Annotated in this window: 19 protein-coding genes; 7 read left to right on the top strand and 12 right to left on the bottom strand. The window is 41.8% G+C overall.

Features of this window, described 5'->3' with window-relative positions:
- The first annotated feature begins 95 nt into the window (after positions 1 to 95).
- Positions 96 to 530, top strand: a complete 435-nt coding sequence (locus BS636_RS13965) for an HIT domain-containing protein (RefSeq protein ID WP_004894486.1) — start codon at positions 96 to 98, stop codon at positions 528 to 530.
- A gap of 58 nt (positions 531 to 588) precedes the next feature.
- Positions 589 to 2,142, top strand: coding sequence for an adenylate/guanylate cyclase domain-containing protein (locus tag BS636_RS13960; RefSeq protein WP_099339327.1), 1,554 nt, complete (start codon positions 589 to 591; stop codon positions 2,140 to 2,142).
- A 72-nt stretch (positions 2,143 to 2,214) separates the two neighbouring features.
- On the opposite strand, the gene fdx is transcribed toward BS636_RS13960, so the two are convergent.
- From fdx to BS636_RS13920, 8 genes are all read right to left on the bottom strand, one after another.
- Entirely contained in the window at positions 2,215 to 2,553 is a 339-nt protein-coding gene (fdx, locus tag BS636_RS13955) for an ISC system 2Fe-2S type ferredoxin (RefSeq protein ID WP_004812732.1), read from the bottom strand.
- A gap of 15 nt (positions 2,554 to 2,568) precedes the next feature.
- Entirely contained in the window at positions 2,569 to 4,428 is a 1,860-nt protein-coding gene (gene hscA / locus BS636_RS13950) for a Fe-S protein assembly chaperone HscA (RefSeq protein WP_099339326.1), read from the bottom strand.
- A gap of 40 nt (positions 4,429 to 4,468) precedes the next feature.
- On the bottom strand, positions 4,469 to 4,984 hold the full coding sequence (hscB, locus tag BS636_RS13945) for a Fe-S protein assembly co-chaperone HscB (protein ID WP_099339325.1): 516 nt from the start codon (positions 4,982 to 4,984) through the stop codon (positions 4,469 to 4,471).
- 117 nt (positions 4,985 to 5,101) lie between these two features.
- Positions 5,102 to 5,422, bottom strand: a complete 321-nt coding sequence (gene iscA, locus BS636_RS13940; protein ID WP_099339324.1) for an iron-sulfur cluster assembly protein IscA — start codon at positions 5,420 to 5,422, stop codon at positions 5,102 to 5,104.
- Positions 5,423 to 5,463: 41 nt separating this feature from the next.
- Positions 5,464 to 5,850 carry a Fe-S cluster assembly scaffold IscU gene (gene iscU / locus BS636_RS13935; protein ID WP_086174262.1) on the bottom strand — a complete coding sequence of 129 codons (387 nt, stop codon included), beginning with the start codon at positions 5,848 to 5,850 and terminating at the stop codon, positions 5,464 to 5,466.
- A 103-nt stretch (positions 5,851 to 5,953) separates the two neighbouring features.
- Positions 5,954 to 7,171: an IscS subfamily cysteine desulfurase gene (locus BS636_RS13930; protein ID WP_099339323.1), complete on the bottom strand. Its 1,218-nt coding sequence runs from the start codon at positions 7,169 to 7,171 to the stop codon at positions 5,954 to 5,956.
- A gap of 1 nt (position 7,172) precedes the next feature.
- A complete protein-coding gene (locus BS636_RS13925) occupies positions 7,173 to 7,646 on the bottom strand; it encodes an Rrf2 family transcriptional regulator (RefSeq protein ID WP_004812744.1) in 474 nt (157 codons plus the stop codon).
- Positions 7,647 to 7,760: 114 nt separating this feature from the next.
- Positions 7,761 to 8,405: a hypothetical protein gene (locus BS636_RS13920; protein ID WP_099339322.1), complete on the bottom strand. Its 645-nt coding sequence runs from the start codon at positions 8,403 to 8,405 to the stop codon at positions 7,761 to 7,763.
- A 202-nt stretch (positions 8,406 to 8,607) separates the two neighbouring features.
- Between BS636_RS13920 and BS636_RS13915 the strand changes: the two genes are divergently transcribed.
- From BS636_RS13915 to BS636_RS13905, 3 genes are all read left to right on the top strand, one after another.
- Positions 8,608 to 9,087, top strand: a complete 480-nt coding sequence (locus tag BS636_RS13915) for a phasin family protein (RefSeq protein WP_099339321.1) — start codon at positions 8,608 to 8,610, stop codon at positions 9,085 to 9,087.
- Between the two features lie 157 nt (positions 9,088 to 9,244).
- Positions 9,245 to 9,517, top strand: a complete 273-nt coding sequence (locus BS636_RS13910; protein WP_004279807.1) for an HU family DNA-binding protein — start codon at positions 9,245 to 9,247, stop codon at positions 9,515 to 9,517.
- A 131-nt stretch (positions 9,518 to 9,648) separates the two neighbouring features.
- On the top strand, positions 9,649 to 11,514 hold the full coding sequence (locus tag BS636_RS13905; protein WP_099339320.1) for a SurA N-terminal domain-containing protein: 1,866 nt from the start codon (positions 9,649 to 9,651) through the stop codon (positions 11,512 to 11,514).
- 195 nt (positions 11,515 to 11,709) lie between these two features.
- Here the strand turns inward: BS636_RS13905 and BS636_RS13900 are convergent, their stop codons facing one another.
- Positions 11,710 to 12,582 (bottom strand): DUF2797 domain-containing protein, encoded by an 873-nt coding sequence (locus BS636_RS13900; protein ID WP_099339319.1) that lies wholly within the window; start codon positions 12,580 to 12,582, stop codon positions 11,710 to 11,712.
- Between the two features lie 34 nt (positions 12,583 to 12,616).
- Between BS636_RS13900 and BS636_RS13895 the strand changes: the two genes are divergently transcribed.
- The gene (locus BS636_RS13895) at positions 12,617 to 13,087 is read left to right on the top strand and encodes a DUF6231 family protein (RefSeq protein ID WP_099339318.1); all 471 of its coding nucleotides are present in this window, start codon (positions 12,617 to 12,619) and stop codon (positions 13,085 to 13,087) included.
- Positions 13,088 to 13,190: 103 nt separating this feature from the next.
- Positions 13,191 to 13,883, top strand: a complete 693-nt coding sequence (locus BS636_RS13890) for a YidB family protein (protein ID WP_099339317.1) — start codon at positions 13,191 to 13,193, stop codon at positions 13,881 to 13,883.
- Between the two features lie 56 nt (positions 13,884 to 13,939).
- On the opposite strand, the gene BS636_RS13885 is transcribed toward BS636_RS13890, so the two are convergent.
- Genes BS636_RS13885 through BS636_RS13875 form a run of 3 tightly spaced genes read right to left on the bottom strand, consistent with a single transcriptional unit; the run spans position 13,940 to position 15,908 of the window.
- Positions 13,940 to 14,560, bottom strand: coding sequence for an OB-fold-containig protein (locus tag BS636_RS13885; RefSeq protein ID WP_099339316.1), 621 nt, complete (start codon positions 14,558 to 14,560; stop codon positions 13,940 to 13,942).
- 20 nt (positions 14,561 to 14,580) lie between these two features.
- Positions 14,581 to 14,889, bottom strand: a complete 309-nt coding sequence (locus tag BS636_RS13880; protein WP_171266096.1) for a Rieske (2Fe-2S) protein — start codon at positions 14,887 to 14,889, stop codon at positions 14,581 to 14,583.
- Positions 14,890 to 14,903: 14 nt separating this feature from the next.
- Positions 14,904 to 15,908: an adenosine kinase gene (locus tag BS636_RS13875; protein WP_099339314.1), complete on the bottom strand. Its 1,005-nt coding sequence runs from the start codon at positions 15,906 to 15,908 to the stop codon at positions 14,904 to 14,906.
- Between the last annotated feature and the right edge of the window lie 274 nt (positions 15,909 to 16,182).

The raw sequence follows: 16,182 nt of genomic DNA, 5'->3' as shown, positions 1-16,182 counted from the left end.
CAAATTTGTATTTAAACACATTGCTCACAATATTCAGCTAGCACTGGATATGTTAGTATTAGCCATCATTCTAATTTTGCATCATTTATAAAGATATGTTTAGTTTGCATCCTCAACTTGCTCAAGATACTTTTTTTGTAGGCGACTTTCCTTTGTCAACATGTCGTTTGATGAATGATATGCAATTTCCGTGGTTAATCCTGATTCCACGTGTGCCGGGTATTACAGAATTATATGAACTTAGCCAGGCTGACCAGGAGCAGTTCCTGCGTGAATCAAGCTGGTTATCTAGTCAACTGGCACGTGTATTCCGTGCAGACAAAATGAACGTAGCTGCATTGGGTAACATGGTTCCACAGCTGCATTTCCATCATGTTGTTCGTTACCAGAATGACGTGGCTTGGCCAAAACCAGTGTGGGGAACTCCTGCGGTTCCTTACAGCAGCGAAGTTCTTGCTCACATGCGTCAGACGCTAATGCTGGCTCTACGTGGTCAGGGAGATATGCCATTCGACTGGCGTATGGATTAATCTGATCCCATGCTGCAATCAGGCCTGTAAAATATACAGTGCTGCAAGGAGCAACTGAGTGCAAATAGACGATTGGGTACACAAAGAACCGAAACAGTTTGAATATTTCCATCGACTGATGGGATATATCATGCTGTCTCTGGTCATCGTCGTTTTTCACTATACAGAGCCTGATACGCACTACCAGATTTTCATCCCGTTTTTCTTTCTTGCAATCATCCTGGCGCTTCCAAAGCTATCACGCTGGCTGATCTACCGTTACAATACTGATATCAAGCGTAATGTGTTCTTTGTGCTGGATATTGCTGTCATTGCAGTAGTTCTTTCTGCAATGCATATGAGTCTGGTGCTGTCGTTATTGGCATTGTTCGCATTGCTGTATACCGCAATCAGTAACAAAATTTCATTTTTGATGTTTTCCTTGGCAAGCCTGATTGGTATTGCCATTTTTTATGTCAGCAATATTTTTATCTTTGGTTTTGGTGAATACTTTCAGCCGACCAGCAGCGAGTTGACGGTTCTAGGCTTTCTTTGTCTGGTAACCTACTTTGGCGTAGGTAACTACTATCAAACAACGCGTGCACGTTATATGGCGCAAAAAAAGAATCATTATTATGATCAGATGAACCGCTATATGGAATTTGCCAATCAGCTGAGTCGATATGCACCTTTGCAGTTGTGGCAATCCATTATGAAAGGCGAGTCTGAAGCCAAGATTGAATACAAGCGTAAAAAACTCACTGTCTTCTTTTCAGATATTCAGGGTTTTACCGAACTCTCTGAAACGCTGATCCCTGATGATTTGGCCTTCCTGCTGAATGATTATCTCAGTCACATGACTGAAATAGCCAAGCATTACGAAGGTACAGTTGATAAATTCATGGGGGATGCGATCCTGATCTTCTTTGGGGATCCACATTCAGATGGTGCTGAGCAGGATGCTAAAAACTGTCTGGATATGGCAATTGCCATGCGTCAGCAAATGAAAATTCTGCGTGAACGCTGGGTGAAAATGGGTTATCCGCCGCTACATATTCGTATGGGAATCTCGACCGGTTATTGCCACGTCGGGAATTATGGGGCTAATCACCGTATGGCGTATACCATCGTCGGTCGTGATGCCAATCTGGCAGCGCGATTGCAAAGTGCTGCACAAGTCGATGAAATCCTGATTTCTGAAGATACGCATACACTGATCAAGAATGACTATCTCTGTGCAGCAAAGAAACCAGTATTCCTGAAAGGCATTAAAGAACCAGTACGTACCTGGCAAGTCATGGAACGTTATACTTCAGAGAAAATTGATTATCAGCGCTGGTTTGATTACGAGTATAAAGGTTTTCATCTATTGCTTAATCTGGATGAAGTTCAGAACTACGAATATCCAAAACTGGTCAATGTACTTGAAAATATGATCAAGCGGATTCAAACCCAGCAGAAGATGACCAATTCCCAAGGTATTGTGAAGCTGAAACTGGAAGATGAGGTGATTGAGCATTTGCCAGAAAGTGCAGCAGTCAGAGAGCCTGTCGTATTAGAAGCAGAGGCTGAAAAACAGCAACATGAAACTGGGACGGACCCATCAGAAAAAAAGACCAGTCGCGCTAGTTAAAACAAAAATCTATTGTCATAAAACTCAGATGTAAAAAAACCACGCCTGAGCGTGGTTTTTTATATAAATCACTTAGTGATTTTCAGAAGCATGGTTAATGGTGTATTTCGGAATTTCAACTTCCAGATCTTCATCAACCACTTTTACCTGACAAGACAGACGTGAATCAGGCTCCAAGCCCCATGCACGGTCTAACAGATCCGCTTCAACATCATTCATTTCTTCCAGACTGTCAAAGCCGCGACGTACAATCACGTGGCAAGTGGTACATGCACATGACATATCACAAGCATGCTCAATCTTGATTCCATTATTCAGTAAGCTTTCACATAGGTTGGCATCTTGTTCAACTTCAAACTCAGCACCTTCAGGGCAAATTTGCGCATGTGGAAGAACTTTAATACGTGGCATAGTCTTTACCTTAAATTAGTTTGAGTTTGACCAGTCGTCGAGTTTAGTACCTTTTAGCGCTGCATCGATGTGCTGGTTCATACGAGCAGCTGCGAATGCATCACTATGTATTTTAAGCTGTTCTACGGCAGATTCAATCGCTTTGATATCTGTGCCTTGCAACTCTTTTTCAAGTTTGGCTTGAGCAGCTTGCAGTTCAGTCAACTGTGGTTCACTTAATAACTTGGCATCTACTTTTAGTGCTTGAGTAAGTGCTTCAAGTTCACGTTGTGCTTCGACTTTGGTTTCCTGAAGATGACGCAGGTTTTTGTCTTCTTCAGCAAATTTGTAGCCTTCAAGCAATAAACGTTCAGTATCTTCGCCTGACAAGCCATAAGATGGCTTAATATCGATATGCGCTTTCACGCCAGACGTGGTTTCTTGTGCAGATACTGTCAGCAAGCCATCTGCATCGACCTGGAAAGTCACTTCAATACGTGCCTGACCTGCAGTCATTGGTGGAATACCATGTAACACGAAGCGACCTAAACTACGACAATGTTCAACCAGATCACGTTCACCTTGCACCACATGAATCAGCATGGCAGTTTGACCATCTTGATAAGTTGTGAACTCTTGACGACGTGCGACAGGAATTGCAGTATTGCGTGAAATTAAACGTTCTACCAAACCACCCATGGTTTCTAAACCAAGAGATAGTGGAGTCACATCTAATAATAATGATCCATCTTTACTGTTGCCAATCAACTGATTAGCGGTAATAGAGGCACCGATCGCAACCACTTCATCCGGGTTAATCGTGCATAGTGGTTCTTGATTAAAGACTTCACGAACGGCTTTCTGAACAGCATATGAACGGGTAGAGCCACCCACTAGAACTACATTCTGAATATCATCCAGTTCCAGTTTGGCATCACGCATCACACGCTTACATACGCTGATGGTTTTATCCAGCGCGACTTTAATGATCTCTTCAAAAGTCGGACGGTCTAAAGTTAAGACATGATCCAATAATTTCAGTTCTACAGATTCAGCATCAGAAAGTGCTTCTTTAGCTTTACGTGAAGCGGTAATGAAATGTGCGTATTCCGCATCATCTAATGTTTCAATATTTAGCTGTTTCTTCGCCCATTTCAGGATTAGACGATCTAGGTCATCACCACCAAGAGCAGTGTGGCCACCAGTGGCTAATACTTCGAATACACCTTGCGAGAAACGTAAGATCGAAACGTCAAAAGTACCACCACCCAGGTCATAAATCACATAGTTGCGATCTGTACTAAGATTGGTTTCCTGATCCAGACCATAAGCAACTGCAGCAGCAGTAGGTTCATTCAGTAAACGCAGTACGTTTAAATCAGCCAATTGAGCCGCATCACGGGTTGCCTGACGTTGCGCTTCATCGAAATAGGCTGGAACTGTAATGACAGCACCATTAATTTCATTTTTTAGACTGGCTTCGGCACGGTCTTTCAGCTGTTTTAAGATTTGTGCTGAAATTTCAACTGGTGTTTTACGACCTTGCGCAGTTTCAAACGCTGGCATTTCATTCGCTTCACCCACCAAAGTGTACGGGTGCTGGAATTTGATATCCGCTTGAGAGCGACCCATGAAACGTTTTACAGAAACAATGGTATTTTTTGGGTCAGTCGTTGTGAATGGTGCAGCCTCATAGCCATATTGAGTCGCTTGTTCTGCATAATGAACGATAGAAGGAAGTAACACACGTCCTTGTTCATCATTAAGTACTTTGGCTTTACCTGAAAGAACCGTGGCAACCAAAGAGTGGGTGGTGCCTAAATCGATACCAATCGCAATGCGGTGTTCATGCGGTGCACTTGATTGACCTGGTTCTGCAATCTGCAAGAGAGCCATAGTGTTACATCCTTTGCACGTTAAATATTAAAGAGAGAAATTAAAAATCGTCATCGAGGTCAAAGCTGTCGTCATCGAGGAAGCGGTCTTCTGCTTTATCGATATCTGCCATGACTTTCACAAAGAAGCGCAGTTTACGCACAGTATCGCGAGCCTCAGCCCAGTCTTCATCTTCATAATCAATTTTGAATTCACGCACCAAACCATCAATCCACTGTTGAACTTCAACTTTCAGTGAAGATAAGTCTTCTGCCGAACCAGCTTCATCAAGCTGTTCACGAATCTCCAGTGCGTCTTGCAGGAACTCAAAATCACTGATGGATTGATCCAGATGATAATCCTGTTTTTTCAATGAAAGTAAGTATGCAGCGCGGCTATCTACAGCAGATAATGCCTTGAACGCCTGATTGATTTCACTTGATTTGATCAGGGCCTGGTCTTTGTCTTCAGCTTTATCCGGGTGGTATTGTTGCTGTAACTTTAGAAATTCAGCTTTTAAGGCAGCTGGATCAATATCAAGTGCGACAGGAAGGTTGAACAACTCAAAATGATTCATGGGAGATTGGATCCACGATTAATATGCAACTAAAAACTACTGCCTAAATGCAATTAAAACAGTGTAGATGACACTGTTTTAATGCTGCAAAGGGAAATGTGCGCTAGTGATTAAGCCTTAAACAGTGAAGGATTCACCGCAGCCACATTCACCTTTTTTGTTCGGGTTGTTAAATTCGAAGCCTTCGTTCAGACCATTTTTCACATAGTCCATCTCCATACCTTCGAGATAAACCAGGCTTTTCGGGTCTACGAAAACCTTAACACCAAACTGTTCAAATACTTCGTCATGGGTATCAACTTCATCGACGAACTCCAGCACATAAGCCAGACCTGAACAGCCTGAAGTTTTCACACCAACGCGAATGCCTTCACCCTTACCACGATTTTTGAGGTAATTGCTGATATGAGTTGCAGCATTTTCAGTTAAATGGATCATGAAAACTCCGTTAATCTTTCTTCAAAAATACACGTCAGCAATTAAGCTTTAGTCTTTTTGCTACGGTAATCTTCTACAGCAGCTTTGATGGCATCTTCAGCAAGTACAGAGCAGTGTACTTTTACTGGAGGAAGAGCAAGTTCAGTTGCGATATCAATGTTTTTGATCGCTTGAGCTTCGTCCAGAGTTTTGCCTTTAAGCCACTCAGTTACCAGTGAGCTAGATGCAATTGCTGAACCGCAGCCATAAGTTTTGAAACGTGCTTCTTCGATTACACCTTCATCATTCACTTGAATTTGAAGACGCATCACGTCGCCACATGCAGGTGCACCCACCATGCCTGTACCTACGTTTTCTGCATTTTTGTCTAAAACCCCAACGTTACGTGGGTTTTCGTAATGGTCAATTACTTTTTCGCTATAAGCCATGTTGCTTCTCCAAAACTCGGGGTCAGCCTAATATTAAATATGGGGATTAAAAAAATTTTATCAATGAGATAACAGCACAAATGCTGTTATCTCTGACGCAAGATTAGTGCTCAGCCCATTCAACGGAAGAAAGGTCGATACCTTCTTTGTACATATCCCAAAGCGGAGAAAGTTCACGTAACTTCTCAACAGCAGCTTTAGTGACTTCAAGTACATGATCAATATCTTCTTCAGTGGTGTATTTACCAAAGCTGAAGCGGATTGAGCTGTGTGCAAGTTCGTCTGATAGGCCCAATGCACGTAGAACATAAGAAGGTTCCAGCGTTGCAGAAGTACATGCTGAACCTGAAGATACTGCTGCATCTTTCAGAGCCATCATTAGTGATTCGCCTTCAACAAAGTTGAAGCTCACGTTCAGGTAGTTCGCAACGTTGTAAGTTTCGTGACCATTCAGGAATACCTGTTCAAGGTCACGTAAACCATTCCAAAGCTTGTCACGAAGTACGCGTAAACGTGCTTGTTCAGACTGTAAATTTTTACCAGCAAGTTCGAATGCTTCACCCATACCTACGATCTGGTGAGTCGCTAAAGTACCAGAACGCATGCCACGTTCATGACCGCCACCATGCATTTGTGCTTTTAGACGTACACGTGGGCTACGACGTACGAACAGGGCACCGATACCTTTAGGACCATAGATTTTGTGCGCAGAGAAACTCATCAAATCTACTTTTAAAGTAGATAAGTCGATTTCAACTTTACCCGCAGCCTGTGCAGCATCGACGTGGAAGAAAATTTTCTTGGCACGTGTGATTTCACCAATCGCAGCGACATCAGTTGTAGTACCGATTTCGTTGTTGACCATCATTAGGGAAACAAGAATGGTATCTGGACGAATCGCAGCTTCAACCATCTCTGGAGTGATTAAACCAGTTTTTGGTTGTGGTTCCAGGTAAGTAATCTCAAAGCCTTCAGACTCAAGCTCACGGCATGTATCCAAAATTGCTTTATGTTCAATTTTAGAAGTAATGATGTGCTTGCCTTTAGATGCATAGAACTGAGCCACACCTTTTAATGCAAGGTTGTCAGATTCAGTTGCACCAGAAGTCCATACGATTTCACGTGGGTCAGCTTTCACAAGGTTAGCGACCTGTTCACGTGCGTATTCAACTTTTTCTTCCGCTTGCCAGCCGTATGCATGTGAACGAGATGCAGCATTACCGAAGGTACCTTCGAAAGTTAAGCATTCCATCATGCGTTCTGCAACTTGAGGATCTACAGGAGTGGTTGCTGCATAGTCAAGATAAATCGGACGTTTCATGTCAAATACCTGTAACCGATAAAAGAGCTGAATCAAAAGATGCTGAATTTTGGCGAAGTGAAACGGTTTGCACGTTGTCACGAGCTACAAGGTCAGCAAGCGAGATTTTTGCGAGATAATCGGCAATGTGGTGGGAGAGTTCCTGCCATAAATCGTGAGTCAAGCACATCGCACCATTCTGGCAGTTGCCTTTATGGTCGCAGCGAGTAGCGTCAACAGTTTCGTTTACAGCTTCAATGATTTCTAACACAGTGATGTCTTGAGCATTACGCGCCAGATGATAACCACCATTGGCACCACGGACACTTGAAACTAAGCCATGACGTTTTAGTTTCGCAAATAACTGCTCAAGATAGGCAACAGAAATGGTTTGACGAGCTGCAATTTCAGCAAGCGTGATCGTTTGTTCAGTTGGCTGCAAAGCTAGATCAAGAAGAGCAGTCACTGCGTAGCGACCGCGAGTGGTTAAGCGCATGATTCGATACACATGGTTAGACTAGATGTGTCGATTTTAAGAATCCTGACTAAAATAGTCAAGTTTTTTATTATGCTAAATGAGGTGCTAAATCGTACAAAAAAGAAGGATTTATTACGCGAACCAATTATATACTAATAACGTAATTAAACCTATGGTAATAAGACCAAAGATTATATTTATTTGTTTCTGACGACGTTGCATGCGTCGAATCCGGTTTTTGTACTGTTTAACTTCCACCTGCAGGGTATTAATTTTAGAACGTTGCTGATCAATTTTATCTAAAAGTGGAGCTAAACGGTTACGAGAAGTAACCACATCTGATTCATCAGAAGGTTCATATAGCCACTGTTTCCAGTCGGCAAGCAGTTTTGGCAGGGCGAATAAAGTCAGCAGATCACGAAATTCATCTTTAAGGATCTGATTACCATCAATGCGCATGGCTTTAATGCTGCGACGATTGCCAAAAATAAAGATTTTGATCAGATCGGACAGGGTAGTACGCACATCAAGTTCAATGATCTTATTCGGCGCTTTATGGTCAAACAGCAAACCTTTATCGGTAAACTGTACATAAATGTCAAAATAAGGAATATAACTATTAATCTTAATAGCAATTTCTTCATCAATAAACTTTTTAGCTTGTAATGCAACAACGCGATCATATTTTAGAATAAAAGTGAAAATCGTTTCTAAAACAATTAAAGTCATTGTCAGCAATAAGTGCGGCTGCTTTTGACTTTGCTGCGATTCGCTCATAGATACAACCAATCCTTTCCTGAAAATTTGAAATATAAAGCATCCTGCCTAATTGATATTTCAGGGATTAAACTTAAAACTTGAAATAAATTGCTTTGTAGAACAGTTTAGCAAAACTGGCAAGTATTAAATTTGCTAATATGCTGTCATTTTGTAGATTTCTATATAAAATTTGCAGAGAAAATAATCAGGAGGCGTGCACATGGACAAATCTGAAGCGGCACAGGATGCAATCCCAGAAGCAGAACAAAAAACATCAAAAAGCAAGTCCAGATCAGGATCTGAGCGTAAGTCTGTCCTCGACTTCCGTAAATATACCAAGCAAATCTGGCTGGCTGGACTTGGCGCATTCTCTCGTGCCGAGGAAGAAGGCAACAAATTATTCGACTCATTAGTCAAGGTTGGGGAAGAGCTGGAATCCAAAACGACTGACATTGCTGATCAAACTGTCGAAAAAGTCTCAGAAAAGGCTAAAGAGTCAGTCACAGATACCAAAGATAAAGTTGAAAAATTAATTGATCACTCTGTTCATCATTCATTGAATCGTATAGGATTAGTGACGCTGAAGGACGTACAGCATCTGGAAAAGCTGATCTTGCAGCTACATGCTAAAGTCGATCAGTTGACGGCAGAACAGGAAAAAATACAGGATGAATTGTCTAAAAAATCACAACGAAAGTGACTTTATTCATTATTCAATGTTTTTTTCGCTTATTTTTTAAAAAAAAACAGGTCGAAGAGTATTGCGTTTAGACCTAAACCATTGTTATAAAGTCGCTATGGCAATGTAAACAAATTCTTGGACCTTAAATAAACGATATTAAGAGGACGTAATTTTCATGAATAAATCAGAATTAATTGATGCAATTGCAGAGAAAGGGGGATTATCTAAGGCTGACGCAGGTAAAGCTTTAGATGCTACAATTGCTTCTGTTACTGAAGCTCTAAAATCAGGTGACACAGTTACTCTAGTTGGTTTTGGTACTTTCGGCGTTAAAGAACGTGCTGCACGTACTGGCCGTAACCCACAAACTGGTGCAACGCTTGAAATTAAAGCAAGCAAAGTACCTAGCTTCAAAGCTGGCAAAGGCTTAAAAGACGCTGTAGCTTAATCGCCAACAGCAACCAAACGCGCCTCACTAGGCGCGTTTTTTTATTGATTAATTAAATAGTCAGGATTAACACATTCATTCAGTGGGTTTTTTCGGGTAAAATCCCATGCAAATAAAATATTGGAATACTTATGGAATCTTTTCGTAAAGTTATTAAGGGATGGCTGGGCAAGGTCTTGCTCGTTCTGTTTTTGACCCCTTTAGCGCTTGTAGGTATTGAAGGATATTTTAGTGGTGGGAACAAAGATACAGCCAAGACGGTAAATGGCACAGATATCTCTAAAAAAGAACTGGAATCTCTGACAAAATCATTCAAAGAACAATATCTTAGTTATGCCAATGGCGATGAAACATTATTAAATCAGGCATTCATTGATCAAAAGGCAATGGATACGCTGGTTGCACGTACGGTTTTACTGCAACAAGCTGAAGAACTCGGCATCAGCCTCAGTGATCAGCAAATTGAACAGATGATTGCTCAGCAACCAAGTTTCCAGGAAAATGGTCAGTTTTCCAATGCGCTGTATGAAAACTATTTACGCTCTGTAGGAATGAATAGCCGTCAATTGATTGCAAGTCTGCGTACGGATCATGCATTGAAAATGCTGTCGTCTACATTTATTGACTATCCTTTGGTGAGCAAGCTTGAAATTCAACAGATTGCAAACTTACAGACTGAACAACGTCATGTACACATTGCCAGCGTAAATCTTGAGACCTATAAGAAAAACGTCAAGGTTACGGATGCCGATGTTGCAGCCTATTATGAAAAACACAAGACTGTGTTTAAGCAGCCAACCAGTGTTGATGTAGATTACGTAGTTTTAAAAGCAACTGATATCAATACCGCTGCTGTTACGGTAACCGATGCAGAACTCCAAGATGCTTATAACAGCTTTGTCGCAGCGCAAAAATCGACTGCTAAGCCAGAAGTAAAACATATCCTGATTACTGCGGATAACCGTTCTGAAGCTGAAGCTCAAAAACTGGCTGCAGACGTCGCTGCGAAAATTAAAGCAGGTACAACGTTTGCTCAAGCTGCAGCGGAGTATTCAGAAGATCCTGAGTCGAAAGCCAAAGGCGGTGCAATTGCAGTGTATGAAGTGGGTGTGTTTGGGGATGCCTTCGACAAGACTGTTGCTTCATTACAATCAGGTCAGGTTTCTGCACCTGTGAAGACTGATTATGGTTATCACATTATTGCGGTACAGGCACCTGATGTTGCTGTGCCATCATTTGAATCACAAAAAGCACGTCTAAGTGAAGAAGTGTTGGCTTCTAAAAAATCCAATGCATTCTCTGATACGGTAAATGGCCTGAATGATATGGTCGTAAGCAGCGACTCACTGGATGTGGTGACACAAGAAGTGAAAGGTGTTCGTGTACAATCAGCCAAAGGTGTGACTTTATCTACTCGCGATCCATTGCTAAGCGATGCCAATGTGAAAGTAAAACTTTTCAATGATGATGTGAAGAATGGCGATCGTAATGTGTCTTCTAGCATTCAGTTAGCGAATGGTGATGTGGCTTGGGTAAAAGTGCGTAATTACCATGCAGCAGGTGAGCAATCACTGGCTGAAGCGAAACCACGTGTTAAAGCAAAACTGATTGAAGAAAAAGCACTTGCTCTGGCAAAAGCCGAAGTTCAGAAATCTCTTGATGAATTCAAGACTAAGCCTGCTGCTTCTGTAGCGAAAGGCAATCTGGTGTTTGAAGATGCGGGGATCTATACTCGTGCTGAAGGTCTGCTAAAACGTGATGTACAACGTGCAGCATTTAGTGTGAAAGCGCCTAAAGCTGGATTCTGGTCTGTGACCACAGCAAGCCTGCCAAATGAGCTGGTGGTAGTTGCTGTATCTGAAGTGAAGAAGAATCCGATTGATGTCTTAAGCGAAGAGCAACGTACTGAGCTTGCAAAACTTTATGCTCAGTTACGCGGTCAGCAAGAATTTGATGACTATACGCGTTATCTGAAATCACAAGCGAAAATCAAATAACAGATTTTCCTTGATAAAAAACCGGCTTTCGAGCCGGTTTTTTATTTTTCAAAATTAGTTTTAGTTCCAAAGAACTATCTTAAAATTGAAAGTTATATTGAAAACCTGAAATGTATTTTAAATTTCATTAGATAATTCCCTGAATAGGAAATTAAAAAGCGGGACACTTTATCCCGCTTTCTAAAATAGTTCCGGTTACTCAGCACGAACCTTAATTTCATAACCGGTATATTTACGGATATTGATTACACCGGTATCCATAATCAGGTACTGGCCCTTAATTCCTTGTAACTTGCCACGGATCACGGGAGTTTTATCCAGGTTATGGGATTTGACCTTTTCTGGATAGCTTTCTACCGGATAGATAAACTCACGTGGTCGCTCTTGTTCCAGAATCTCAACATTTTCATTGAAGTCAAGACTCATGCTGAATTCATCACGAATTGTGGTAATTTGTGGTTCAAATTCATCAAGTAGCTGATCACGGATATCAATTAGATTCAGCGGCTCAGCTTCACCTTTGAGCAGCTTGCGCCAATCTGTCTTGTCGGCAACCTGGGTACCAAACATAACTTCCATCTGACCCGATAAGCGACGAGAACCTACTTTCATGATCGGTAGGGCTTGCGTTGCACCCTGATCCAGCCAACGACCTGGCATATGATTGACACGGGTAATTCCGACTTTAAGTCCACTTGAATTGGCTAAATATACAATATGTGGCTGGAAGCAGACTTCATGGGCAAAGGTATCTTCACGACAGGTACCCAAATGATAGTGACAGCTTTCCGGCTTCATAATACACATGTCACAAGACGCTTTGGTTTTAAAGCATTTGAAGCAGTGGCCTTGGGAAAAAGACTTTGAGGTTTTAGCACCACAAGATACGCAATAGATATTGCCGGTCCATTCAATCTCGATTTCCTGACCCAGGCTAAATGGGAGATCAATTTCTGAACGATCTAATATGAATTTATATTCAACATTTGCCCGGTGTACATCTTGATCAGTTACACTAAGGTTCTTGAGGCCGGCGTGCATTTTATGGCAAATGCCTTGAAGTTCCATATAAATTACTCACTTAAATCATAAGGATGCTGTTATGGCTGAACAGAATGTCATCACTTCGATGCTAGACGATTTTGCACAGGAACAGCCCATAAAAACTGCGATTTGTATTGGTCAGGATTTGACCCAAGTCAAGTTTAATCAGTCCATTCAATGGCATTATTTTAGCGTATCTGACTTTTTAAGTCTGCCTTTTCAGCAACGTTATGACCTGGCAGTAGTGATGCTAGATACTTCTGAAACGAGTGAGTTATCCAATCAAATGATCAGTCAGATCTTGGTTAAACTACGTGATTTATTTGCAAAACGTCTGGTGGTGGTGAGCCGTTTACAGGATGAGAAACTACTACGTTCTTTAGGCTTAACCCAACTCATTGATAAAACGACACATGATGCTGACTTTGCCTTATGGCAATTTAATATCCTGACTTATAAGCATGTGCCAGACTGGTTTAACTCCAAATTCTGGGCCAATCCGGAAAACTGGGATAAGTTCCGTTGGTAATGAAAAAAAACGACTAAATTTCATTGCAAATATTAACATATTCATCCATTTCAACTTTCTGCTCGCCACGTATGCTGTAAGAAAGATTGACAGGATGAGCAGTATGACAAACCTCAGTAATATTGTAGAGATACTGGCCAAGCAAGCCTTAGGTGGTGGTCAGCAACAGCAGAATACCAATCAGAATCAATCCCAGAACCAGTCGCAACAGTCTCAAAGTGGCTTGGGTGGAATTTTGGGTGCAGTCCTTGGACAGTTAAATACGGGTAATACGCGTCAAACTGGTCAGTCTCAGCAAGGCGGATTTGGCGGGATTTTAGGTTCTGTACTGAGTCAATTAGGCGGCGCTGATCAACCACAACAGCAGCCAAACCAACAAACGAATCAACAATCTCGATCATCAGGCTTGGGTTCAAGTGGAACCAAGACATTACTGATCGCTGTATTGCCATTGGTACTCGCCTGGATTCAGAAACAGGGTGGTTTACAAGGTGCACTGGATAAGCTTAAAGGACAGGGATTAACCAATCAGGTGGATGACTGGGTGTCTACTGGTCCAGGTGAGAATGCTCCCGTGGATAACCAGCAACTACAGCTACTATTTGACGATCAGGAAGTGGAGCAAGTTGCTGAACAGGTGCATGCGCCGAAGCAGGATGTATATAGTGCCATTTCCAAAGTCCTGCCGCAGATTATTGACTCATTAACCCCGCAAGGTGAACAAACCAGTAAACAGGAAGCCAATAATGATATTCAGAATGTCCTGAATATGGTTGCAGGTTTCTTAAAGCGTTAACTGAGATTGCTATAAAAAAAGCCCGGCATATGCCGGGCTTTTATATTTTTTAAGAATTATGAGCGTTCCAGATCGAGGCTAAACAGACGATTGGACTTGCTGATTTTCTTGGCAACATAATGCGATTTACGCATACGGATTAAAATAATCTGCGACTGAAATTCCAGTTCGCCAAATTCAGGTTCGACTTGTACATAGTGTAACTGACCAAATTCATCTCGTACGCGTGCTTGGGCAGAAAATCCAGGGCGGGCATTGCCACTGGAAATAGTTGCCAGACGACCAATCAGATTGACATGGTGTTTCTTATATTTTGGTGGAATCACCTGATCCAGACAGTGAATCATAAATACGGTAAAGAAAATCGCGATAATTAGTGCAGGAATAATCAGATAATACGCGGGTAGAAATTCCTGCTCCTGAGAATAGATCAGCAGTTGCAGCACATAGCCGGCAAAACTGAAATTCATCAGCAGGAAAAATACAATCAGGGTTTTGGAAAACTTGACGTTAAGCAGATCAAGATTGTGAAAGTTGAAAGGGGAAATCTGTTTAAGAAATTTAGTCGGGCGGATTTTAAATATGTAGCCTAAGGTTTCTACCACGCCTAGCAGAATCACAGCGAATAAACTTAGATGAAAAGGCATCAAGTTATAGTCTACGAAAAATGCCGGCATGGTAGCGTCCAATTTAAGAGTTATTCTGTGAGGTAAATTCCACCATCAGAATGCACGGTAATCTCTACTTTTTCAAGTGCTTGACCTTGGCATGGACCAGAAATACATTCGCCAGTTTCAACCAGAAATAAAGCACCATGGGTTGAACATTCAATAAATTCCTGATCACGATCCAGGAACTGGTTTTCCAGAAACTCTAATTCCACCTGCAAATGTGGGCAAATGTTCTGGTAGGCGTAGAACATTCCGTCACGTTGAGTAATAAAAATGGTATCGCTATCCGGCGTTTCAAAGGAACGTGCTTCACGTTCCGGGATGTCTTCGGTCATGCAAATTTTAAACATTAAGCACATTCCTTTTGGAAGTTTTCCAATAATGCCGCATATTCAGCTATTGCCAAGCGTGGTCCGAATTGTGAAACCACTTCACTTGAAATCAGGATTGCCAGTTCAGCTGCAGCTTTCCAGCCTAAACCTGCATTCAGTGCATACAGGAAAGCACCAGCAAAAGCATCACCCGCACCGTTGGTATCAACTGCCTCCACTTTACGGCCCGGTACAGTAAAGCTTTGACCTTCATTGCAGATCAGTGCGCCTTTGGCTGATAATGTAATAACAATGTGTTGGCTAATTTCTTGCAATTTAACTAAAGCAGCTTCAATCGTTTCAGTACCTGTGTACATTAACGCTTCCTGTTCATTACAGAACAATAGATCTACGCCATCAGCAACCATTTCGTCTAAGCCAGCACGTGCATATTGCACCATGGCTGGATCGGACAAAGTTAAGGCAATTTTTGCATCGCTGGCACGGGCAATGGTACGTGCCTGTTCAACTGCATGGCGGGCAGTTTCTGAAGTAGACAGATAACCTTCGATATACAACCATTTTGCAGTTTTCAGCGGTGTGAAATCGATTTGAACATCCGTCAATTCAGCAGTAATACCTAAATAAGTATGCATGGTACGTTCTGAATCTGGACTCACTAGAACCATACAGGTACCTGTTACGCCTTCGCTGATTGAACGGGTTGTTGTGTTGATTCCAGCTTCATTTAAACCATTTAGGTAGATTTGACCCAGATCATCATTACCTACGCGGCATGCATAGAATGCTGAACCACCTAAAGCTGCAAAGGCAACCGTTGTGTTTGCAGCAGAACCGCCAGAAGCCTGACCTTTATAATTTTGAGTCGCTTTTAAATTCTCATACAGCGCAGCTTGTGTTTCACCATCAGTCAGTTGCATGGTGCCTTTTTGCAGATTGTTTGCAGTTAAAAAGTCATCAGATACTTTAAATTCCTGGTCAATTAGCGCATTACCAATTGCAAAAAGATCAACATTTGCCATGTCAGAGAGTCACATTCAAAAACGAAAGTCTTAAGTTTACACGAATGCTCAGGTTTGCTGTAGGGTGCTGAATCATTTTCAAAAAGTTTTAGGATGTGCTATCAGGCATTCATCTCGCACTTTGGTCGAATTAGATCAGATAAATTTCGTAATCCTGCGTTTGTACCATTGATTTAAATAGCGGATTTTATTTATAAGTGTTATATCACCTGTAGCTGCATATTCATGCAAGTGCAGGTCGACCCGAGTCTACAATTTCTGACAGTGTGTATAT

The sequence above is a fragment of the Acinetobacter sp. LoGeW2-3 genome (assembly GCF_002688565.1).
In the GTDB taxonomy this organism is placed as follows: Bacteria; Pseudomonadota; Gammaproteobacteria; order Pseudomonadales; family Moraxellaceae; genus Acinetobacter.
The sequence above is the reverse complement of the archived record's forward strand: the minus strand, read 5'-3'. Positions and strand labels throughout refer to the sequence as shown.